General features: G+C 62.8%; 17 protein-coding genes and 1 tRNA gene. 13 read left to right on the top strand and 5 right to left on the bottom strand.

Annotation, left to right across the window (positions count from 1 at the left end; all coding sequences use genetic code 11):
* Nucleotides 1-10: 10 nt before the first annotated feature.
* On the bottom strand, nucleotides 11-2,251 hold the full coding sequence (locus tag ABGM93_RS17380; RefSeq protein WP_321501592.1) for an adenylate/guanylate cyclase domain-containing protein: 2,241 nt from the start codon (nucleotides 2,249-2,251) through the stop codon (nucleotides 11-13).
* Nucleotides 2,252-2,471: 220 nt separating this feature from the next.
* Between ABGM93_RS17380 and ABGM93_RS17385 the strand changes: the two genes are divergently transcribed.
* From ABGM93_RS17385 to ABGM93_RS17395, 3 genes are read left to right on the top strand one after another with little or no spacing between them, the layout of a single operon-like run.
* On the top strand, nucleotides 2,472-3,173 hold the full coding sequence (locus tag ABGM93_RS17385; protein ID WP_321501594.1) for a nitroreductase: 702 nt from the start codon (nucleotides 2,472-2,474) through the stop codon (nucleotides 3,171-3,173).
* On the top strand, nucleotides 3,170-4,357 hold the full coding sequence (locus ABGM93_RS17390) for an AMP-binding protein (RefSeq protein ID WP_321501596.1): 1,188 nt from the start codon (nucleotides 3,170-3,172) through the stop codon (nucleotides 4,355-4,357). The genes ABGM93_RS17385 and ABGM93_RS17390 overlap by 4 nt, the downstream gene beginning before the upstream one ends.
* Entirely contained in the window at nucleotides 4,354-5,472 is a 1,119-nt protein-coding gene (locus tag ABGM93_RS17395; protein ID WP_321501598.1) for a thiolase family protein, read from the top strand. The genes ABGM93_RS17390 and ABGM93_RS17395 overlap by 4 nt, the downstream gene beginning before the upstream one ends.
* Nucleotides 5,473-5,529: 57 nt before the next feature.
* Here ABGM93_RS17395 and rpoH read toward each other — a convergent pair whose 3' ends face one another.
* Entirely contained in the window at nucleotides 5,530-6,438 is a 909-nt protein-coding gene (gene rpoH / locus ABGM93_RS17400; protein ID WP_321501600.1) for an RNA polymerase sigma factor RpoH, read from the bottom strand.
* A 127-nt stretch (nucleotides 6,439-6,565) separates the two neighbouring features.
* Nucleotides 6,566-7,591 (bottom strand): RluA family pseudouridine synthase, encoded by a 1,026-nt coding sequence (locus tag ABGM93_RS17405; protein WP_321501602.1) that lies wholly within the window; start codon nucleotides 7,589-7,591, stop codon nucleotides 6,566-6,568.
* 49 nt (nucleotides 7,592-7,640) lie between these two features.
* On the opposite strand from ABGM93_RS17405, the gene ABGM93_RS17410 reads away from it, so the two are divergent.
* From ABGM93_RS17410 to pobA, 3 genes are all read left to right on the top strand, one after another.
* On the top strand, nucleotides 7,641-7,949 hold the full coding sequence (locus ABGM93_RS17410; RefSeq protein ID WP_321501604.1) for a hypothetical protein: 309 nt from the start codon (nucleotides 7,641-7,643) through the stop codon (nucleotides 7,947-7,949).
* Nucleotides 7,950-8,131: 182 nt separating this feature from the next.
* Nucleotides 8,132-8,207, top strand: a tRNA-Glu gene (locus ABGM93_RS17415).
* 334 nt (nucleotides 8,208-8,541) lie between these two features.
* Nucleotides 8,542-9,711 (top strand): 4-hydroxybenzoate 3-monooxygenase, encoded by a 1,170-nt coding sequence (gene pobA / locus ABGM93_RS17420; RefSeq protein WP_321501606.1) that lies wholly within the window; start codon nucleotides 8,542-8,544, stop codon nucleotides 9,709-9,711.
* 113 nt (nucleotides 9,712-9,824) lie between these two features.
* On the opposite strand, the gene ABGM93_RS17425 is transcribed toward pobA, so the two are convergent.
* Both ABGM93_RS17425 and ABGM93_RS17430 read right to left on the bottom strand, forming a co-directional pair.
* The gene (locus ABGM93_RS17425) at nucleotides 9,825-11,045 is read right to left on the bottom strand and encodes a hypothetical protein (RefSeq protein ID WP_321501608.1); all 1,221 of its coding nucleotides are present in this window, start codon (nucleotides 11,043-11,045) and stop codon (nucleotides 9,825-9,827) included.
* A gap of 394 nt (nucleotides 11,046-11,439) precedes the next feature.
* A complete protein-coding gene (locus ABGM93_RS17430; protein ID WP_321501610.1) occupies nucleotides 11,440-12,039 on the bottom strand; it encodes a DUF1134 domain-containing protein in 600 nt (199 codons plus the stop codon).
* A gap of 132 nt (nucleotides 12,040-12,171) precedes the next feature.
* On the opposite strand from ABGM93_RS17430, the gene ABGM93_RS17435 reads away from it, so the two are divergent.
* The 7 genes from ABGM93_RS17435 to ABGM93_RS17465 all read left to right on the top strand — a co-directional run bounded on the left by ABGM93_RS17435 (nucleotide 12,172) and on the right by ABGM93_RS17465 (nucleotide 19,637).
* Nucleotides 12,172-12,933 carry a YHS domain-containing (seleno)protein gene (locus ABGM93_RS17435; protein ID WP_321501612.1) on the top strand — a complete coding sequence of 254 codons (762 nt, stop codon included), beginning with the start codon at nucleotides 12,172-12,174 and terminating at the stop codon, nucleotides 12,931-12,933.
* Nucleotides 12,934-13,122: 189 nt separating this feature from the next.
* Nucleotides 13,123-13,761 (top strand): histidine phosphotransferase family protein, encoded by a 639-nt coding sequence (locus ABGM93_RS17440; protein WP_321501614.1) that lies wholly within the window; start codon nucleotides 13,123-13,125, stop codon nucleotides 13,759-13,761.
* A gap of 144 nt (nucleotides 13,762-13,905) precedes the next feature.
* On the top strand, nucleotides 13,906-16,668 hold the full coding sequence (locus ABGM93_RS17445) for a chemotaxis protein CheW (RefSeq protein WP_321501616.1): 2,763 nt from the start codon (nucleotides 13,906-13,908) through the stop codon (nucleotides 16,666-16,668).
* Between the two features lie 17 nt (nucleotides 16,669-16,685).
* Complete coding sequence (locus tag ABGM93_RS17450) at nucleotides 16,686-17,165, top strand: chemotaxis protein CheW (protein ID WP_321505989.1); 480 nt, start codon at nucleotides 16,686-16,688, stop codon at nucleotides 17,163-17,165.
* Between the two features lie 44 nt (nucleotides 17,166-17,209).
* Nucleotides 17,210-17,575 carry a response regulator gene (locus ABGM93_RS17455; RefSeq protein WP_321501618.1) on the top strand — a complete coding sequence of 122 codons (366 nt, stop codon included), beginning with the start codon at nucleotides 17,210-17,212 and terminating at the stop codon, nucleotides 17,573-17,575.
* 89 nt (nucleotides 17,576-17,664) lie between these two features.
* Nucleotides 17,665-18,768, top strand: a complete 1,104-nt coding sequence (locus ABGM93_RS17460) for a chemotaxis response regulator protein-glutamate methylesterase (RefSeq protein WP_321501620.1) — start codon at nucleotides 17,665-17,667, stop codon at nucleotides 18,766-18,768.
* Nucleotides 18,765-19,637: a protein-glutamate O-methyltransferase CheR gene (locus ABGM93_RS17465; protein ID WP_321501622.1), complete on the top strand. Its 873-nt coding sequence runs from the start codon at nucleotides 18,765-18,767 to the stop codon at nucleotides 19,635-19,637. Before ABGM93_RS17460 ends, ABGM93_RS17465 begins: the two co-directional genes overlap by 4 nt.
* The last annotated feature ends 535 nt before the right edge of the window (nucleotides 19,638-20,172 follow it).

Here is a 20,172-nt window from a genome sequence, read left to right on the forward strand (position 1 = left end):
GGCGGCCTTGTCAGGCGGTTCCTGTGTTTTCCTCCATGGTCGCGAGGCGTTCGCCGAAGCGGTCATAGAAGGCAATGAGATCGGGCGGGGCGGCGGCGCGGCAGGCGTCGAGCGCCCCGTGCGCGGCGGCCATGTCCTTCCTGCGCCAGGCGGCGACGAGCTTTTCATGGCGGGCGCGAAGGGCCAGAAAGGCGGGTGAGCGGGCCACATCTTCGGCACCGAGCAAGGCATAGAGCACCACCGGTGCCGATTTTCCCTTCAGCGGGATCTCGCCGGCTTCCAGAAAGGCGAAACCGGGCGCGGCGCGGGCCGTTTCCTGGGAGACCAGAAGGTCCGACCCGACGGGTTTGCAGCTCGATTCAATGCGGGCGGCGACGTTCACGGCATCACCGACCACCGAATAATTGAAGCGCCGGTTGGACCCCATGTTGCCGACGCAGGCCGGGCCGGAATTGAGCCCGACGCCGATCTGCACGGTCTGGATGGGTTTTCCACCCGCCTTGAAACCGAAGGCATCGGCTTCGTTCAGCTCCTTGACGATTTCGCGCATGCGCAGCGCCGTGCGGCAGGCACGGGCGGCGTGGTCCGGTGTCTCCAGCGGCGCATTCCAGAAAGCCATGATGCTGTCGCCGATATATTTGTCGATGGTGCCTGCCTCGGTCTGAATGGCATCCGACAGGGGCGAAAGCAGCGTGTTGAGGAACTGCACGAGATCCTGTGGGCTCAGCATTTCCGAAATCGGAGTGAAGCCACGCACGTCCATGAACATGATGGAGAGCGGGCGCATGTCTCCGCCCAGTCGCATGGCGTCGGGTTGGGATTCCAGCTGCGAAAGCAGCTCGGGGGCCAGATATTGGCCAAAGGCGCGGCGGACGAAACGTTTCTCGCGCTCGCTCACGATGTACTGCTGGAGCGTCGCCGCGCCATAGACGACGAGACTGGAGAGCGAGGGATAGATCGGGTCGATGAGCAGGGCGTTCTGGCGGAAGGTGGCGATGGCGATCGCCACGCCGGAAATTGCCAGGACACCGCCGATAAGGGCGGAGGGCACGGGCCCCGTCAGCAGCAGGGTGACGATCACCAGGAGCCCGAGCGCCAGCGTGATCAGGATCTCAAGCCCTTCCGACCAGTCCGGACGGCTCAGGAAGTCGCCGGAGATGATCTGCTCCACCGCCTGCGCATGGACGGAAACGCCGGGCACAAGCTCGCCAAGCGGTGTGGCGCGGATATCGAAAAGGCCCACGGCGGATGTGCCGACGAAGACGATATTGCCTTCGACAGCGGTGCGGGCTTCGGGCGTCTTGGCCGGGTCGAAGACATCCTTGACGGAGATGTACCGTTCGCGGCGATCGGGCGAATAATGGACCCACAATTCGCCCGCCGCCGTGGTCGGGATGGTGAAGGCGCCGACGCGCATCGCCGTGATGGCGGGCTCTCCGGTATCTGCCTCGCCACTTGCCCCGGTGGAGCGCACCAACAGGCCGCTTGCCCCTTGTGCGATGCGCAAGGACTCTGCCGAAAGGCTCGCGTAGAGCTGCGTACCGCTTGAAAAGAGCATCGGGATGCGGCGCACCACGCCGCCCGTATCGGCGCGCGACAGGGATATGCCGCCGGTGCCTGCCGCCGTCATTTGCAGTTCAGGCAGGCTGATCAGGGCGGAAGGGAAGGGCGCGAGGATCGATTTCGGATCCGTGCCGCCATAGGCGATGCCCGCCTTTGCCAGCGGCATGCCGCCGCTTCGGTCGGCCAGCGTTGCAAAACCGAGGATCACCGGCTTGTCGACCAGAGCGTCTGCCAGCACGGTGTCATTGTCCGGCAGCCGACTCAAGAGGGCCTTCATGCGGGAGGCGTCGAGCGTGGCGCCGTAATCGAGCGTCTCGGCAAAGCGGCCGGGCGACGTGCGGTCGGGCTCGGAAAAGACCATGTCGAAACTGATCGAGGCGGCACCCAGTTCGGAAAGCCGTTTGACGAGCGCGGCGATGCGGGTGCGCGGCCAGGGCCACTGGCCATATTCGGCAAGTGCGGCGTCGTCGATGTCGACGATGCGCACCGGCATCGGCACGTATTCGCGCGGCCACAGGCGCTGGTAGTAATCGAAGGTGAGTTCGCGCACGGCCTCCACGAAGGGCGGATTGGCGAGCCTGAGCCCGATCATGACGGCAAGCGACAGCATTCCGGCGACCACGACGAACACGGTCTTGCGGCGTTGCGTCCGCCGTTGCGGGTGTTGGGCCGGGGTGTCTGAGGCCATGAACGGGTCCGGTGAAACGTGCTGGGCGACGTTACGGTAGGCGAGGGCGGGGGAGCGGGCAAGCCGCAGCTCCCAAGGGAGGGACGGGACAAGATGCGCGCCTTGGCCAGGGGGTGCACGCCTTGTCGCGGACACGCGAGGGGCGATATAAGCCGCTGTCGGCAACCTGCCCGACCTTCACGCGCGCCACGCGGCTCCAGAGCCTGACCGGAAAGCCCTGATGACTTCTGACGCTCCCCACCTTGCCCGGCTGCTCGACAGCCGCCATTCCTGCCGCGCCTTTTTGCCGGATCAGGTGCCCCTTGCCGATCTGCAGGCGATATTGAGGCAGGCGCGCAAGGCGCCCAGCAGTTCCAACCTGCAACCGGGCCGCTTTCACGTGATGAGCGGGGCGGCGTTGAAAAGCTTCACGGATGCGCTTGCCGCCCATGCGGAACAGGAGAAGCCGGAGCCGCCGGAATACAGCTATTTCCCCGATCCCATGCCGCCTTTCCTGCATGAGCGGCGGCGCGGGGCGGGCTATGCGCTCTATCAGGCGCTTGGCATCGAACGGCGCGACATTGCCCGCCGCAAGGCGCAGTTTGCAGCCAATTACCGCTTCTTCGATGCGCCCGTCGGTACGGTGATCACCATTCGTCGCGATATGGGGGCGGGCTGTTATCTGGATCTCGGCATGATGGTCATGGCCCTGATGCTGGGCGGGGAGGAACGCGGATACGCAACTTGCGCCATCGGGGCCTTTTCGAACTACGGGCGGTTTATCCATGCCCATCTGGGGCTGGCGGCAGATGAGCTGGTCGTATGCGGGCTCGCCATGGGCAAGCGGGCTGGCGATCACCCGGTGAACTGCTTCCGCACGGACCGCGTGGAGCTTGCCGACTATGCGAGCTTTCATGGCTTTGAGCCGGGGGACGCGGAATGAGCGCGGCTGCGGACAGGGTCTTTTGCGCAGGCGTCGCCCTTGAAACGGCCGGCGGCGATATGGCCGATGCGCTTCGACGGCTGATCGCTTTGCGTGAACAGGGCACGACCTTCCGCGTTCAAAACCGCGCCCCCTGGGTTCTGGAGCAACCCGGCACCGGACATATCGAATGCATGACATCGGGCAGCTCCGGCCAGCCAAAGGTGATCCGGCGCACGTTTGCCTCCTGGCGCGACGGTTTCGATGTGAATAGGCGGCTATTCGGGCTCGGCCCTGAGGATTGTGTCGCGGTCTTTGGCACGCTTGGCCATTCGCTGGCGCTTTATGGCGTCATGGAGGGCCTGCATGCGGGGGCTGGCGTGGAGTTCCTTGCCGGTTTGCGCCCCGATCATCAGGCGGCCCGGTTGCGCGCGGCGCGGGCGAGCGTTCTCTATGCGACGCCGACCCAGATCCGCGTGCTGATGGACGGGCAGGCCTTTCCCGATGTGCGGCTGATCCTGTGCGGCGGCGGGGCGCTCGACAAGGAGACGCTGGCGCGCGCCAGAGCGGCCTTTGCGAACGCGCTCTTTCGCGAGTTTTACGGCGCGTCTGAGACAAGCTTCATCACCATGAGCGACGATGCGACCCCGGAAGGGTCCGTGGGGCGGCCCTATCCGGGGGTGGAGATCGAGATCCGCAAACCGCACGATGGCGTGGGCGAGGTCTGGGTGAAGAGCCCCTATCTTTTCGAGGGCTATGCGCAAGGCGAGAGTGCGGAGACCCGCCGCGAGGGCGCGTTTCTGACTGTCGGCGAACTGGGGCGGTGCGATAAGGCGGGCTATCTCTGGCTTGCCGGCCGGCGCAGCCGGATGGTCACGATCGCGGATCGCAATGTCTACCCGGAAGAGATCGAGAAGGTGCTCGCCGATGCGCTTTCCGGGCGTTCCTGCGCGGTCGTCGCCTCTGACGATCCGTTGCGAGGCCACAGGCTTTGCGCCTTCATAGAAGGGGCAGAGGACAGTGAGCTTGAACGGCATTTGCGGCAGGTGGTGCGGGAGAAACTGGGCCGGGAAATGGTGCCCCGGCGCTTCCGGTTCCTGACGTCGTTCCCCACCCTTCCAACCGGCAAGCCGGACTTGCGGGAACTGATGCGGATGGGACACGCCGATCAGGCAACGGGGAAGGTTGAAGGACAGGGGATATGAGTTTTATTGCCGCCGCATTGCGCACACCCGTCGCCCCGCGTGGCGGGGTGCTGAAGGCGCTGCTGCCGCATGAGCTTGCGCACCCGGTGCTGCGCGCACTTTTGGAACAGGCGGGGCTCAAGGCGGAGGATGTGGATCAGGTGATCCTGTCCAACGCGCTTGGCGGGGGCGGAAACCCGGCGCGGGTGGCGGCGCTGGCGGCGGGGATGGACCATGTCTCCGGTATCACCATCGATGCGCAATGTGCAGGCGGGCTTGATGCGGTTGCGCTTGCCGCAGCGCTGATTGATGCCGGTCAGGCCGATGTGGTGCTGGCGGGCGGGGCGGAGAGCTTTTCCCGACGCCCCTTGCGCGCCCACACGTTCCCCGACGGCCGGGAGCCGGAATTCTACACCCGTCCGCCCTTTTCGCCATTTCCCGACGCCGATCCCGACATGGCCGATGCGGCGGATATTCTGGCCCGCGATGCCGGGATTTCGCGTGTGGAACAGGATGACTACGCCCTTCAAAGCCACGCCCGTGCGCTTGCCGCGCGCGACAGGATGGGGGCGGAGATCGTCCCCCTTGGCGGGCTCGATCACGACAGCTTCACGCGCAATCTTTCGCCGCGCCTTGCCGCACGCGCACCGGTGGTTTCCGGCTCGGTTTCCATGGTGGCGACGGCGGTGGAAGCCGATGCGGCGGCGTTCTGTCTGGTCGTGTCGCAGCGGGTGCTGGACCGGCTCTCGACCGCAAACCCGGTGGAGATCGTGGCGTCTTCAAATGCGGGCGGCGACAGCCGATTGCCCGGTATCGCGCCTGTGCGGGCTGTTGCCCGTGCCCTTCAAAAGGCCGGCCTTGCGCCTTCGGATCTTGATGCGGTGGAAATGATGGAGGCCTATGCGGCGCAGGCCATGGCCTGCATCCGCGAGGCGGGGCTGCCGGAGGATCGCGTCAACGCGCGCGGCGGGGCACTGGCGCGCGGCCACCCGATCGGCGCATCGGGAACGATCCTCGCCTGCCGTCTCTTTCATGACCTGGGCGCAGGCGAGGTCGGACTTTGCGCCATTGCGGCGGCTGGCGGGATCGGGTCGGCGATGATCCTGCGGCGGGGCGTCGAGCCCAACCGGACATGAAAAACCCGGCCACGGGGCCGGGTTTCCAATTGGCTGAGTGTCTGATGCCGCAGCCTGTCAGGCCGAAGCTTCCGTTGTCACGAGGGAGGCGGCGTCATCGGCGGCGGCCTGCTTGACCGCTTCCTGCACCTTTTCGAAGGCGCGCACCTCGATCTGGCGCACACGCTCGCGCGAGACACCGAATTCGGTGGAGAGGTCCTCCAGCGTGATCGGGTCCTCCGACAGGCGGCGCGCCTCGAAGATGCGGCGTTCGCGATCGTTCAGGACGCCCAGCGCGCGGTGCAGCATCGAGCGACGGTGGTCGAGCTCTTCCTGCTCGGCCAGAATCGTTTCCTGGCTGTCGCTTTCGTCCACGAGCCAGTCCTGCCACTCGCCACCGCCGTCGCCGTCATTGCGGATCTGGGCGTTGAGCGAGGTGTCGCCGGACAGGCGGCGGTTCATGGAGATCACTTCCTCCTCCGACACACCCAGACGGGTGGCGATGGTGGAAACGTCTTCCGGCTTGAGGTCGCCCTCATCAAGCGCCTGGATCTGCCCCTTCACCTTGCGCAGGTTGAAGAACAGACGCTTCTGGTTGGCGGTCGTGCCCATCTTCACGAGCGACCACGAGCGCAGGATATATTCCTGGATGGAAGCCTTGATCCACCACATGGCATAGGTGGCGAGGCGGAAGCCCTTGTCGGGCTCGAACCGCTTCACGGCCTGCATCAGGCCGACATTGCCTTCCGAAATGACTTCCCCGATCGGCAGGCCATAGCCGCGGTAACCCATGGCGATCTTGGCAACAAGACGCAGGTGGGACGTCACGAGCTTGTGGGCGGCGTCGGGATCTTCGTGTTCCTGGTATCGCTTGGCCAGCATGTATTCCTGCTGCGGTTCCAGCATGGGGAACCGGCGGATTTCCGTCAGATACCGGGACAATCCATTCTCACCGGCAGAAATCGCCGGCAAAGCTGTCTGGGCCATGGAATGCACCCCTCCTACTTATCTGTCTGGCTTCCTCGAAACGAGCAAAACCAAGGGTTCGGGCGCCCGAAGTGGCACGCCCGCCAGATGTAATATAAGCGGTAATGCGTCAAAAACAGGGCCTCTCTCAATCGAGAAGCTCAAAAGCCTCAATAAGTTCCGCGAAATCGGCCGGAAGCGGGCTTTCAAATCGCATCACTTCGCCGTTAACGGGATGCTCAAAGGCCAGAAGCCCCGCGTGAAGCGCCTGTCGCTTGAAACCGGCCACCTTCTCGCGCATGTCCTCCGGCAGGCGGTTCACCTTGGTTCGGAAATGCGCGCCATAGTCCACATCGCCCACGAGCGGAAAGCCGAGATGGGCCATGTGGACGCGGATCTGGTGGGTGCGGCCCGTTTCCAGCCGACATTCGATCAGCGAGGCCATGGCATCGCCGCCGCTGCCCCCGTAGCGATGCTGAAGCTGCCAGTGGGTGACCGCGTGGCGCGCGCCACGGCTTTCCGGCTTCACGACCGCGATCTTGAGCCTGTTGTTGATGGAGCGCGCAAGTGCTGCATCGACCGTGCCGCGCAGGCCCGGAGGCGCGCCCCACACAAGCGCGCTATAGGCGCGCTCCAGTGCCGTGGTTCGGCCGTGATCGGCGAATTGGGCGGAAAGCCCCTGATGGGCGGCATCGGACTTGGCGACCACCAGCAGACCGGACGTGTCCTTGTCGATGCGGTGCACGATGCCGGGGCGGCGAACGCCGCCAATGCCCGACAGACTGTCGCCGCAATGGTGCAGGAGCGCGTTGACCAGCGTGCCGGTCCAGTTTCCCGCCGCCGGGTGGACGACCATGCCAGCGGGCTTGTCGATGACGATCAGGTCATCGTCCTCATAGACCACATTGAGCGGGATATCTTCGGCCTGCGGGGTGGCATCCTCCGGCTCCGGCTCGCTCAAGGTGACCGTTTCTCCCTCGTTGACCCGGTACTTGGGCTCCATTATGGTCCGCCCGCCGACCTGCACCTGGCCCTGCTTGATAAGGTCCTTGTAGCGGTTGCGACTGAAGGTGGCGGCGCGCCGGGCAAGCCAGGCGTCGAGCCGCTCGCCGGTATCGCCGGCCTCCACCATCAGTTCCACATCCACCCGATCTGCGCTGGGCCCGTCCGCCATGTCCGATCCTGTCTCCGATAAAAAAGAAGAAAAACCGCTGGACCCTGCCATGGAGAGGGTCCAGGCGAAGCTCAAGAAGCTTCTGCTGTTCTCTTCCCTCGTGATGGCTGCGGGGCTTGTCGCAGTGTTCACTGCGGTCATTTACAAGATATCGTCCAAGGATTCCAAGCCGGAAGCGGTTGCAGGCGTGGAAATGGCCGCGACCGTCGCCGTCGGCAGGGATGCGAATGTGCTCCAGACGCAGGTCGATGGCGATCGCCTCTTCGTGCTGGTCGCGGAAGGCACGAGCCGCGCGCTGCTTCAGTTCGATGCAAGGACGGGCAAGCTGCTGGGGCGCACGGATTTCATGGCGCGCTGAAGAGGCGGCCTGCGAAGGCGGGCGCCGCTTGGCACTGTGCGCGCCAGGGCTGGGGCCAGAGCTGGGGCCAGAGCTGGGGATAGCGACAAAGAAACTGTTTGAACCGGCTTCGGGGTCTTGCCAAGCGCCATCTCACAGGCTATATCCGCCATCCAACGCGCGACGCACAGCGCGTCACCGCTGCTCCCATCGTCTAGCGGTCTAGGACGCTGCCCTCTCACGGCAGAAACAGGGGTTCGAGTCCCCTTGGGAGTACCATCTCTTCTTCTTTTCAATCATGCCGTTTGCAGCCGGGATCGTCGATCCGGGCTTTTTTTGTGCCTGCATTCTGACGCGCGTCATCCGGGCGGGGGCTTTTCGCTGCCTGCCGCACCGGAAAATGTTCAAGTCTTTCCGGCTATCCTTCATCGTCCTTGCTACCGCACTTGCCTAGGTTCGCCTCAACCCAAGTCGTCTTGCGTGAGGAGCGCGACGGTTTGAAGCTGTTTGCGCGAGGGGCGCAACGGTTTAGTGGAGGAGTTCCGGGTTGCTGTCTGCCATGACGGGAGATCCTGTCGTCGGCACATGACGCGCCCGCGGGAGGAGATATCTCATGCGTACCCAGGTCGCCATTATCGGCGCTGGCCCTTCGGGCCTGCTTTTGTCCCAGATCCTGCATAAGGCCGGGATCGACAGCGTGGTTCTTGAACGCAAGTCGCTCGATTACGTGCTCGGCCGCATCCGTGCCGGTGTGCTGGAGCAGGGGCTTGTCGACATGCTGGATGCGGCGGGCGTCGGCAGCCGCATGCATGCTGAAGGCCATGTTCACGACGGCACCGAGCTCAGCTTCGAAAACAAGCGCCACCGGATCGACTTCAAGGCCCTGACCGGCAAGAGCGTCATGGTCTATGGCCAGACCGAGGTCACCAAGGATCTCGTGGACGCGCGTCAGGGCGCCGATGCCAAGCTCATCTACGAGGCGGAAGACGTCGCGTTGCACGACTTCGATACGGACAAGCCGTGGGTCACCTATCGCAAGGATGGCGTGGAGCATCGTATCGATTGCGATTACATCGCGGGCTGTGACGGCTATCACGGGGTTTCGCGCGCCAGCGCCCCGCAAAGTGTGTTGAAGACCTTCGAGCGTATCTATCCCTTCGGCTGGCTGGGCATCCTGTCGGAAACACCGCCGGTTTCCGATGAGCTCATCTATGCCCGCCACGAACGCGGCTTCGCGCTGTGTTCCATGCGCTCCGACGTGCTGTCGCGCTACTATGTGCAGGTGCCGCTCGACGACAAGGTGGAGGCGTGGTCGGACGAACGCTTCTGGGACGAGCTTCGCCTGCGCATCGACGAGAAGGCGGCCGACACCATCGTGACGGGGCCGTCCATCGAGAAGTCGATCGCGCCGTTGCGCAGTTTCGTGGCCGAGCCGATGAAATTCGGGCGGATGTTCCTTGTGGGCGATGCGGCCCATATCGTGCCGCCGACCGGGGCCAAGGGGCTGAACCTTGCCGCCTCCGACGTCCATTACCTGTCGCAGGCGCTGATCGCCTTCTATGGCGAGCGCGATGGCGGGCTGATCGAGGCCTATTCGGAAAACGCGCTCAGGCGGATCTGGAAGGCGGAGCGTTTCTCCTGGTGGATGACGGGGCTGATGCACACCTTCCCCGACGCCGCGCCCTTTGAGCAGCGCATGCAGCTTGCCGAGCTCGACTATGTGACCTCGTCAACCGCAGGCGCGGCCGCCATGGCGGAGAACTATGTCGGCCTGCCCTACTAGGGCCGGTCGATGCGCCAGCTGACTGTTGTTGTCGGTGTCCCCGCTTTGTCACCTGTCACAGGGCGCCTGTCACGGGCGGGTGGGGGCACCGGTCAATTGTGGCGGTCGGTTCTTCAGGAAGCGGTGGCGCGTTGCTTGCCGCCGCGCGCCTTGGCCGGTGTCTTCGCTGGAGCCTTGTCCGAGCCCTGCGCGGGGGGCTTCTGCTCACGCATCTGCTTGCGCAGGGTGCGGATGCGATCGGCGAGGCTCTCTTCTGCGCCAGTGCGACCCTTGCCATTGAGGCTGCGGGGCGGCTCGCCATCCAGAATGGCGTCCGTGGGTGAGCCTTCTCCCTCGATTGCGGCAGTCAGGGCGACGAACTCCGCGGCAAGAGAGGTGATGTGGTTGCGCAGGAGGCGGGTTTCCTCCTCTTCGCTCGCGTTCACCTCGTCGAAGCGCGACCGCAGATGATCGTGCTCGGCGGAAAGGCGGTTCAACTCCTCCGCAAGGGCGTTGTTTTCCGCCTCAAGCGAGGCGAGCACGGCTTCCAGATTGTCCCCGGATGAGCCTTGAAGCGCCTCCATCTGCAACGACAGGCGGGTGATCTCGGCCTGGGATTCCACCTTCTGGCTTTCCAGATCGAGGATCATGGCCTCCATCTTCTTCAAGGCGGCGTCAGCAGATGTGCGGGGCTTGAGCGGCTGCGTCGACTTCTCGAAGCTCTTGTCGTCCAGCTCGCGGCGCAACGCGTCCACTTCGCTTTCCAGCCGCAAAATCCTGGCGGCATCGGCGGTGTGGCGGGCCTTGTGACCGGCGATCTCTTCTTCCAGCTCGGCAATGGAGACGCTGAAATTGCCCGAGACGACCGGGGTCTCTTCCATGCGTATAGCTTCGGCGCGCGCCATCTCCGCGATCTGCTTGATGCGTTCGTCGAGCGTGCGCTCCGTTTCGCGAAGTCGTGCGGAAAGGCGGGCAATGCTCTCCTGTTTGGCCAGCAGCTCCGCCCGCAAATTCTCCTCGCGCTCTTCAAGTTCGCGCACCGCCGCGGCCTTGCTGTCGCGTTCCAGAAAGGCGGCCTTCAGCGCCTCGCGCGCTTCCGTTACTTCCAGCGACTGGCGGACCATGCGCTCCTTCAGGCCCTCCGCGCCCAATTCCAGCCGTCGCGTCTTGACCGCATATTCGGCGCGAAGCTGATCGCGCGCGGCGCGGGCCTCGGAAAGCGTCATGGGGGAGGTCGCTTCGAAAGAACGGCGCGTAAGGCGAACCGCACGGCGCCACAAGGCAGGGCCGAGCACCAGCATCGAAAGGCCCGCGGTCAGAAAACCGAGAGCGAAATACATTGCTGCGTTGATCACGTTCCGGCCCCGTCTACGCCGTTCAAGCTGGCCTTGAACATATCTAAGACCCAATACCGGAACTTGCACGTCCCGCCAAGTCCCGAGCGGGGCCTGACGACCGGGTCTTCACCCTTTCGCGTGCAGCGTTTCGTGTGCACAACCTTGTTCGGTCCGTGACGCCCGCAGGGAGCATCATGACCCCGGTTGCGCAGGGTCTGCGATCACTTTTTCAAAGCGTGTCGATCTTGCCGCCCCTCGCAAGGAGGCGCGACTGCGGATCGGCATCCAGCAGATCACAGTTTGGTAAACAAAGCCTCAGGAAAGCGCCTGCGCGATCCCGAGACCTCTCGCATGTCCCGATCGGCGCACAAATGGGGGCGCCGCGAAAATGTCCCGGATCCGGGACAATGCCTCAGAAGGGGTTCCAGGTCGGCTTGGGCGTGAATTTCAGATAGCCGATATTGACGCCGAGGCGCGCCCCGACGCCGGCGCGGATCGGCACGACATAGATGTTCTGGTTGGAAAGAACCGTCATGCCGAACCCGCCGACGAGATAGGCGGAGCCGTTGACGCCCACATAGCGGCGGTGAATGGCCTCCACGGAGGGCAGATTGTAGACCAGCATCATGACGCGCGCGCCGTCGCCGCCGAAATCCCAGCCCACGGAAGGGCCCTGCCAGAACACCTTGTGGGTGCCGGCATTGCGGGTATAGAGGGCGCCTTCGCCATAACGGGCCCCGGCCACGATCGCGGCGGAGCCTTCTTCACCCAGAATGTAGCCGTTCGGCTCGCCGTATTTGGCGACGGCATTCTCCACGACGGAGGCCAGGCCGCCGGAGACCTTGCCGAAAAAGCGATGGCCCGCGTCGACGACTTCATCCTGCGAATAGGAATCGCTGCCCGGTGCCTGGGCATGGCCCGGCGCAGCGCCCAGACTGGCGGCGAGGATGGTGGCGGCAAACAGGGCGGGCGCCGCGAGACGCGTCACCATCTTCCTGATCGGCAAAAACATTCACGGACTCCTTCAATGCCATGGGCAGGATATCGGTGCAGGATTCCCACGCGGCGTGCAGGCCGCTCCGGATCGATGTTATGATGCGCGAACGGCTCAAGCACACAGCCGGACGCGCCTGAAAGCGAATCAATGACACAGTTTAATCAAAATCCGGCAACGATTGGGCCAAGCCGCATCCTGGCGGGTGGAAAATGTCTCGCTTTTTTCCTGGTGACCCTGTCCCTGATGCTTGCCTCGGGGCTGCCGGGGCTTGCACAGAATGGTGGGTCGAGAGGCGAGGAGGCTGCCGGCAAGGACATGGCGCAGGCCGGGGGCGACGGTGAAGCGATGCAGGCCGATGGCGCGAAAGAGGCCGATGATGCGAGCGGGGCCGATGATGCGACCGGGGCCGATGATGCGACCGGGGCCAATGCGGCGGGCCGCCCGCGCCGCGCGGCGACGCGATCCGCCAAGCCGCGCCCCGACGCCTACACGATCCCGGAACGGTTCGTGCTCGTCGATCCTTCCAACGGCCTTGCCATTGGCGGATATGATCCGGTTGCCTTCTTTGTCGATCACAGGGCGAGGCCCGGCAGGCGGGAGTTTGAGCTGGTCTGGTCAAAGACCATCTGGACTTTCGCCAATGAGGGCAATCTTGCCGTCTTCAAGGAAGCCCCCCAGATCTATGCGCCGCAATTCGGCGGCCATGATGCACAGGCGCTGGCCAATGGCCGGGTCGCGCCGGGAGATCCCAGGGTGTGGGCGCTCCACAACCAGCGTCTTTATTTCTTCCATTCCCCGGCGCGCCGCTTCGAGTGGCTGATCGCTCCCGATCAGCATGTGCGCGAGGCGGAAGCGGAATGGGACAAGAGGATCAATGTCCGTTTCGGAACGGACGGCGAGACCAGGTGACAGGGGAGCCGGATCTGCAGCCGGGCGTCGTGCGCGGGCGCAAACCCGGTGAATTCGCAGCGACGGCCCACAAGGATCGCGCCTTCGATTCGGCCGCAGGCTTGGCAGCCGGGGGGTGTCAGTGTAACCCTCGTTCAATCCTGCCCGAATCAGGGCATCGCCGCCAATATTCATTAAGCCGAGGTTTTCATGGCAAAGCCGATTGACCTGTCATCGCTCGATCTTGCAGCCCTGATCGCCAGCCGTGTCTGCCATGACATCATTTCCCCCGTGGGTGCGATCACCAACGGGTTGGAAGTGCTCGACGAAGAAAACAATGAGGAGATGCGCGAATTCGCCATGGACCTCATTCGCAAGAGCGCGCGGCAGGCTTCGGCGAAGCTGCAATTCGCCCGGCTTTCCTTCGGCGCGGCGGGCTCGGCCGGTGCGGAGATCGATCTGGGCGACGCCCATTCGGTGGCCGACGGCTACATGGCGGGCGAGAAGTCCGCTCTGGTATGGAACGTCCCGCGGCTCCTGATGGGCAAGAACAAGGTCAAGCTTCTGCTGAACCTTCTTCTCATTGCCAACCAGTGTGTTCCCCGCGGCGGCACGATCACCGTGGACATGCTGAACGAGGACGCGCAGGCGCCCAGGTTCCGTCTCACCGCACAGGGCCTGAATGCGCGTATTCCTGCGATGGTTGCGGACCTGCTCTCCGACGAGGATGTGGAGCGTATTGACGCACATGCGATCCAGCCCGCCTATGCGCGCTTGCTGGCAAGTGATTGCAACATGTCGATCGTCATGGAAAAGCTCGAAGATTCGGTAGTTATTACAGCGGGGTAATATCTTACCTTTGCCCCCTGAATCGGCGTCTTGGCTTCAACCTATCTTAACTTATTACGACGACACTCGGGACACCGGGCAGTGAGCCCGTAGACCGCTTTTGGCGGTCCCCAGTATCGAGTAATTTGTGGGTGGGCAGCTGAAATGGACGATCTCCTTCGCGAGTTCCTGACTGAAACCAACGAGAGTTTGGACGTCGTTGACGTGGAACTCGTGAAATTTGAGCAGGAGCCTAATAACGCGACGATCCTCGACAATATCTTTCGTCTCGTGCACACGATCAAAGGAACCTGCGGGTTCCTGGGTCTGCCGCGCCTTGAAGCTCTGGCCCATGCAGCTGAAACGCTGATGGGCAAATTCCGCGACGGAGCGCCGGTCACGCCGGCCGCCGTTTCGCTGATTCTCTCTTCCATCGACCGCATCAAGGGCATCCTTGCCGATCTCGAAGAAGCCGAAGGCGAAGAGCCTGCCGGTTCCGACGAGGATCTCATCAAGCAGCTTGAGTTCATGTCCGAAAACGCTTTCGGCACTCAAGATGCGGATGCTGGCGGGGGAGGTGCCGAGGCCGCACCGGCGCCGGAAGCTGCTTCCGACGACGCCGACGCCATGGCCATCAAGCCGATAGACCAGTCTCTGGAACGCGAATTGCGCCCGGGCGAGGTTTCGCTCGACGAGCTTGAGCGCGCCTTCCAGGAAACCGAAATCGAGATCGAGCTTCCCGCTCCTCCTGCTGAGGCGGAAAAGAAGCAGGGCGCGGATCTCGCCGCCATGTCGGCGGAAGAACTCCCCGGCGAGCACCATCACGAGAAGGCCGCCGGCGACAAGAAATCTTCGGTCTCCAACCAGTCCATCCGCGTGAACGTGGAAACGCTGGAACACCTGATGACCATGGTTTCGGAGCTGGTGCTCACCAGAAACCAGCTTCTGGAAATCGTGCGCCGTCACGAAGACAGCGAGTTCAAGGTTCCCCTGCAGCGCCTGTCCAATGTGACGGCGGAACTGCAGGAAGGCGTCATGAAGACGCGCATGCAGCCGATCGGCAACGCCTGGCAGAAGCTGCCGCGCGTGGTGCGCGACCTGAGCCAGGAACTGGAAAAGCCGATCGAACTGGAAATGATCGGTGCCGATACCGAGCTTGACCGCCAGGTGCTGGAGCTGATCAAGGATCCGCTCACGCATATGGTGCGCAATTCCGCCGACCACGGTCTTGAGGGTCCGGAAGACCGCGTTGCCGCGGGCAAGCCGGAAAAGGGCACGATCACACTCGCCGCCTACCACCAGGGCGGGCATATCATCATCGAGGTCAAGGACGACGGTAAGGGCCTCGACGTCGACGCCATCAAGAAGAAGGCTGTCAAGAGCGGGCTCCACTCCGAGGCCGAACTTGAGAAGATGACGGATGCGCAGATCCACAAGATGATCTTCGCCGCCGGCTTCTCCACGGCCGCGAAGGTCACCAGCGTGTCCGGCCGCGGTGTCGGCATGGACGTGGTGCGCAACAATATCGAGTTGATCGGCGGTTCCGTCGATCTGAAGTCCGTTCCGGGCAAGGGCACCAGCTTCATCATCAAGATCCCGCTGACGCTGGCCATTGTGTCGACGCTGATCGTTGAAAGCTCCGGCGACCGTTTCGCCATTCCGCAGCTTTCGGTTGTGGAACTGGTGCGTGTTCAGAACAACTCCGAGCACCGCATCGAGCGTATCAAGGACACGCCTGTCCTTCGCCTGCGCAACAAGTTGCTGCCGCTGCTGCATCTGTCCCATCTTTTGGGCATGGAAACGGCTGCCGATGTCGATGAAGCGCTTGAGCGCGACAACGGCTTCATCGTAGTCATGCAGGTGGGCAGCCAGACCTTCGGCGTTGTCGTCGATGGCGTCTTCCACACGGAAGAAATCGTCGTCAAGCCGATGTCGACGATGCTGCGCAACATCGCCATGTTCTCCGGCAACACCATCCTGGGTGATGGTGCGGTGATCATGATCATCGATCCCAATGGCATCGCCAGCGCGATGGCAAGCCACGCGTCTTCCGCTATTCTGGAGCACGAGGACGAGGAGGCGGAAGAACGCAATCGCCGCTTCGTGGAGCATCACGCGACCACGTCGCTGTTGCTGTTCCGTGCCGGTTCGTCCGAGCCGAAGGCGGTGCCGCTGTCGCTGGTCACCCGTCTGGAAGAGTTCACGGTCTCGCAGATCGAGCGCTCCAACGGGCGCGACCTTGTGCAGTATCGCGGCGCGCTGATGCCTCTGGTCTATATCGAGCCGTCTCACGCCCACCGCACCGAAGGCACGCAGCCGATGCTGGTGTTCTCCGACAGCGGGCGCTCCATGGGCCTCGTCGTGGACGAGATCGTGGATATCGTGGAGGACCAGCTCAACATCGAGGTCGGGTCCGACATGCCGGGCATCCTCGGCTCTGCGGTGATCAAGGAAAAGGCCACGGAGATCATCGATCTCGGCCATTACCTGCCGCAGGCATTCGAGGACTGGTTCCAGCGCAAGGAAATGGCCACGGAGGCTCTGACCAAGTCGTTGCTCTTTGTGGATGACAGCGCCTTCTTCCGCAACATGCTGACGCCGGTTCTCAAGGCGGCGGGGTATGATGTGACGGTCTGCGAAAGCGCGCGTGCCGCCGTTCAGGTGCTGCAGTCGGGCCGCAAGTTCGATGTTGTCGTCTCCGATATCGAGATGCCGGACGTCAACGGCTTCGAGTTCTGCGAGGCGCTGCGCCGCGATCCGCGGTTCCGGTCCATGCCGGTTCTGGCTCTGTCGTCGCTTGTCACGCCTGCCTCCATCGAGCGTGGACGTCAGGCGGGCTTTGACGACTATGTCGCCAAGTTCGACAGGCCGGGCCTGATCGCGGCCTTGAAGGATGTGCTGACCAACGAAGCGAGGGTTGCAGCGTGAAAAACGATAAGAACACAATGGACGAAAGCGCCGCCACACAGGCTGCTGCCGGCGAGAGCATCCAGTATGTGACCGTCGTGATCGGCGGGCAGCTCTTCGGACTTCCGATCAGCCAGGTGCATGACGTTTTCGTGCCGGAAAGCGTGACGTGCGTGCCGCTGGCGCCGCCGGAAGTTCAGGGCGTCCTGAACCTGCGCGGCCGCATCGTGACCGCCATCAACATGCGGCGTCGGCTTTCCCTGCCGGCGCTGGAAGGCGGCCAGACGATGATGGCCGTGGGCATCGAGTACAAGAGCGAGTCCTATGGTCTCGTCATTGATACGGTCGGTGAAGTTCTGACGCTTCCCGACAGCTCGCGCGAGCCGAACCCGACCAACCTTGACCAGCGTTGGGCGGAGATTTCCGCCGGCGTGCATCGGCTGGAAGGTCAGCTGATGGTCATTCTTGACGTCGAGCGCCTGCTGGGCGCAATGATGAACGAACCTCTTGCAGCGTAACCCCGCCGTATCCGGGCTTGCCCGTGATCAGGAGACTTGGTGAGATGAAGACATGCCTCGTGGTCGATGATTCCAGCGTGATCCGTAAGGTCGCGCGCCGGATCCTGGAAGACCTCGACTTCACCATTACCGAAGCCGAGGACGGCAAGGCTGCCCTGGAAAGCTGTCGGGCAGCCATGCCCGACGCTATCCTGCTCGATTGGAACATGCCGGTCATGGATGGACTGGAGTTTCTGACCGCCCTGCGTCAGGAAGAGGGCGGCGATCGCCCGACGGTGGTCTTCTGCACCACCGAAAATGACGTTGGGCATATTGCGAAGGCGATCCGAGCGGGCGCTAACGAGTACATCATGAAACCATTCGACCGTGAAATCGTCGAAGCGAAGTTTCAGGAAGTCGGTCTCATCTAGAGACCCTTTTAAACGGTGAACCGGACATGGTGACTGCGACTCAAGCGGCTGCTCCGCCAGGCGGAGCAGTGACGGACCCAATTCGCGTTATGGTTGTAGACGACAGCGTTGTGATCCGTGGGTTGATCAGTCGCTGGGTCGATGCCGATCCTGCGCTCGCCGTGGTTGCTTCGCATCGCAATGGCAAGCTCGCGGTCGATGACATTACGCGTTCCAATCCGGATGTGGTCGTTCTCGACATCGAAATGCCGGAGATGGACGGGCTGACGGCGTTGCCGCTCATGCTCGCCAAGAAGAAGAATCTCGTCGTGGTGATGGCCTCCACGCTGACCCGCCGCAATGCGGAGATCAGCATGAAGGCCCTGTCGCTTGGCGCGCAGGATTACGTTCCGAAGCCGGAATCTTCTTCCTCCATCTCCACATCGGTAGATTTCCGGCGCGAGCTTATCGAAAAGCTGAAGAATCTCGGGCCCCGGGCCCGCCCCGGCGCCGGTCGCAGGCAGATGCGCGCGGAAACAGCCGCGGGGAAGTCAGCTTCCGCCCAGCCGGCTGCGCGTCAGCCGGCGATTCAGCCGCGTCCGAGTTTCACGCTGCGCACCTATTCCGCGGTTCGTCCGCGCATTCTGGCCATCGGCTCGTCCACGGGCGGCCCGCAGGCCCTTCAGGCGCTGTTTCGTGTCATCGGACCGTCCCTCGGCGACATCCCGATCGTCGTGACGCAGCACATGCCGCCAACCTTTACCGCCATCCTGGCGGAACATCTGGCAAAAGCGGCGATGCGTCCGGCCAAGGAGGCCGATGACCGCGAGCTTCTGGCGCCAGGCACCATCTATGTCGCTCCCGGCGGCAAGCATCTTGTCCTGGAAAAGGATGGGGCGAATACGCGGGCAAGGTTGACCGATGATGCGCCTGTCAACTTTTGCAAGCCCGCGGTGGACCCTCTCTTTGACTCAGTGGCGAAGATCTATGGTTCGGCGAGCCTGGCCATCGTGCTGACCGGCATGGGGCATGACGGGGCTGCCGGAGTGAAGACAATCGCGGCTGCCGGAGGCAGTGTTATCGCGCAGGATGAAAAGACAAGTGTCGTGTGGGGAATGCCCGGCGCCGCCGCACAGACTAATCAGTGCTCAGATGTACTGCCGCTGGACGACATCGGACCGAAAGTGGTCCGGATCTTGGGAGGCCGGCGGTGACACCGACTGAATTCAATTTCCTCAAGAACTTCCTGAAGACCCGCTCGGGCCTGATGCTGTCCAACGAAAAGCAGTACCTGGTGGAAAGCCGGTTGCTGCCGGTTGCCCGCAAGGCGGGGATGTCCACGCTGAGCGAGTTGATCATCAAGGTCCAGCGCGGCGGCAATGCCGGGCTGGAAAGGGAAGTTGTGGAAGCGATGACGACCAACGAGTCGTTCTTCTTCCGCGACAAGACCCCGTTCGACAACTTCACGAATGTGATGCTGCCCTCCTTGATGAAGGCACGCGCGGACCGCAAGCGCCTGCGCATCTGGTGCGCGGCCGCTTCCACGGGGCAGGAACCCTATTCCCTGGCCATGCTCTTGAAGGAAGCCGCGCCCAGGCTTGCCGGATGGCGGATCGAGATCATCGGTACGGATCTTTCCACCGAGGTTCTGGAAAAGGCCCGGGCCGGCGTCTACAGCCAGTTCGAGGTGCAGCGCGGCCTGCCGATCCAGATGCTGCTGAAATATTTCACGCAGAACGGCGATCTGTGGCAGATCAGCTCCGACATCCGCTCCATGGTGCAGTGGCGCATGATGAACCTGCTCGAAACATTCTCCTCCATGGGAGAATTCGACGTCATCTTCTGCCGCAATGTGCTGATCTACTTCGACCAGCCGACCAAGTCCGACATTCTGAACAGGCTTGCCAAGCAAATGCCGCAGGACGGCTATCTGGTTCTGGGCGCTGCGGAAACCGTGGTTGGACTGAGCACGGCCTTCCAGCCGGTACAGGGCCATCGCGGGCTCTATCATCGCGGCGACGCACCCGCACCGGGGGCGTCTCGCCCAAGTTCGGCGGCGGGCTCGCGCCTCTTCGCAAGCTGAACCTGACGACGTCCGTTCTTTTCAGGGCGCGGAAATATCGGCTGATCTGGAAACGAAACCCCGGTCCTTGTGGCCGGGGTTTTTTGTGTGCGTGTCGCCTGGCCCCAGATCTGTATTGTGGCCAAAGTGGCCTCGTGGCCCCTGTTGCGTCGGCTTTTCCTCCGCGAAGACAAGGGCCGGATGGGCCATGTTTTGGCGATCCATCAAACCCTCTCAGATGGAAAAACTGAGTTGAACCGTATGCGTGGTTTTCCGCATGCCGCACGGGATTTGTGATTGGCGACACCCGAATGACTTTGCGTATATGACCGTACAACGTATGTCCGAACCAAAGGTAAATTCAAAAACACTTCAAAAAACAGAATAAAAATGAGAGTGATGCATATCGGGTGGATAGTAATAGCAAAATGCAAAAGAAAAACATTCAGAAATATTCAGAAATGGCATGTTAATCTGTGCTTAACACTTCATGTTAAGCTGAAATTAATGAATCTATATTTGAATCCCGCCGACTGATCAAATGCCGGCGGGACAC

This window comes from Breoghania sp., assembly GCF_963674635.1.
Lineage (GTDB): Bacteria > Pseudomonadota > Alphaproteobacteria > Rhizobiales > Stappiaceae > Breoghania.

Bases quoted from the DNA above. Each gene is read 5' to 3' on its own strand.
- ABGM93_RS17380 (WP_321501592.1), bottom strand. From the start codon at position 2,251: ATGGCCTCAGACACCCCGGCCCAACACCCGCAACGGCGGACGCAACGC.
- ABGM93_RS17385 (WP_321501594.1), top strand. From the start codon at position 2,472: ATGACTTCTGACGCTCCCCACCTTGCCCGGCTGCTCGACAGCCGCCAT.
- ABGM93_RS17390 (WP_321501596.1), top strand. From the start codon at position 3,170: ATGAGCGCGGCTGCGGACAGGGTCTTTTGCGCAGGCGTCGCCCTTGAA.
- ABGM93_RS17395 (WP_321501598.1), top strand. From the start codon at position 4,354: ATGAGTTTTATTGCCGCCGCATTGCGCACACCCGTCGCCCCGCGTGGC.
- rpoH (WP_321501600.1), bottom strand. From the start codon at position 6,438: ATGGCCCAGACAGCTTTGCCGGCGATTTCTGCCGGTGAGAATGGATTG.
- ABGM93_RS17405 (WP_321501602.1), bottom strand. From the start codon at position 7,591: ATGGCGGACGGGCCCAGCGCAGATCGGGTGGATGTGGAACTGATGGTG.
- ABGM93_RS17410 (WP_321501604.1), top strand. From the start codon at position 7,641: ATGGAGAGGGTCCAGGCGAAGCTCAAGAAGCTTCTGCTGTTCTCTTCC.
- pobA (WP_321501606.1), top strand. From the start codon at position 8,542: ATGCGTACCCAGGTCGCCATTATCGGCGCTGGCCCTTCGGGCCTGCTT.
- ABGM93_RS17430 (WP_321501610.1), bottom strand. From the start codon at position 12,039: ATGTTTTTGCCGATCAGGAAGATGGTGACGCGTCTCGCGGCGCCCGCC.
- ABGM93_RS17435 (WP_321501612.1), top strand. From the start codon at position 12,172: ATGACACAGTTTAATCAAAATCCGGCAACGATTGGGCCAAGCCGCATC.
- ABGM93_RS17440 (WP_321501614.1), top strand. From the start codon at position 13,123: ATGGCAAAGCCGATTGACCTGTCATCGCTCGATCTTGCAGCCCTGATC.
- ABGM93_RS17445 (WP_321501616.1), top strand. From the start codon at position 13,906: ATGGACGATCTCCTTCGCGAGTTCCTGACTGAAACCAACGAGAGTTTG.
- ABGM93_RS17450 (WP_321505989.1), top strand. From the start codon at position 16,686: ATGGACGAAAGCGCCGCCACACAGGCTGCTGCCGGCGAGAGCATCCAG.
- ABGM93_RS17455 (WP_321501618.1), top strand. From the start codon at position 17,210: ATGAAGACATGCCTCGTGGTCGATGATTCCAGCGTGATCCGTAAGGTC.
- ABGM93_RS17460 (WP_321501620.1), top strand. From the start codon at position 17,665: ATGGTTGTAGACGACAGCGTTGTGATCCGTGGGTTGATCAGTCGCTGG.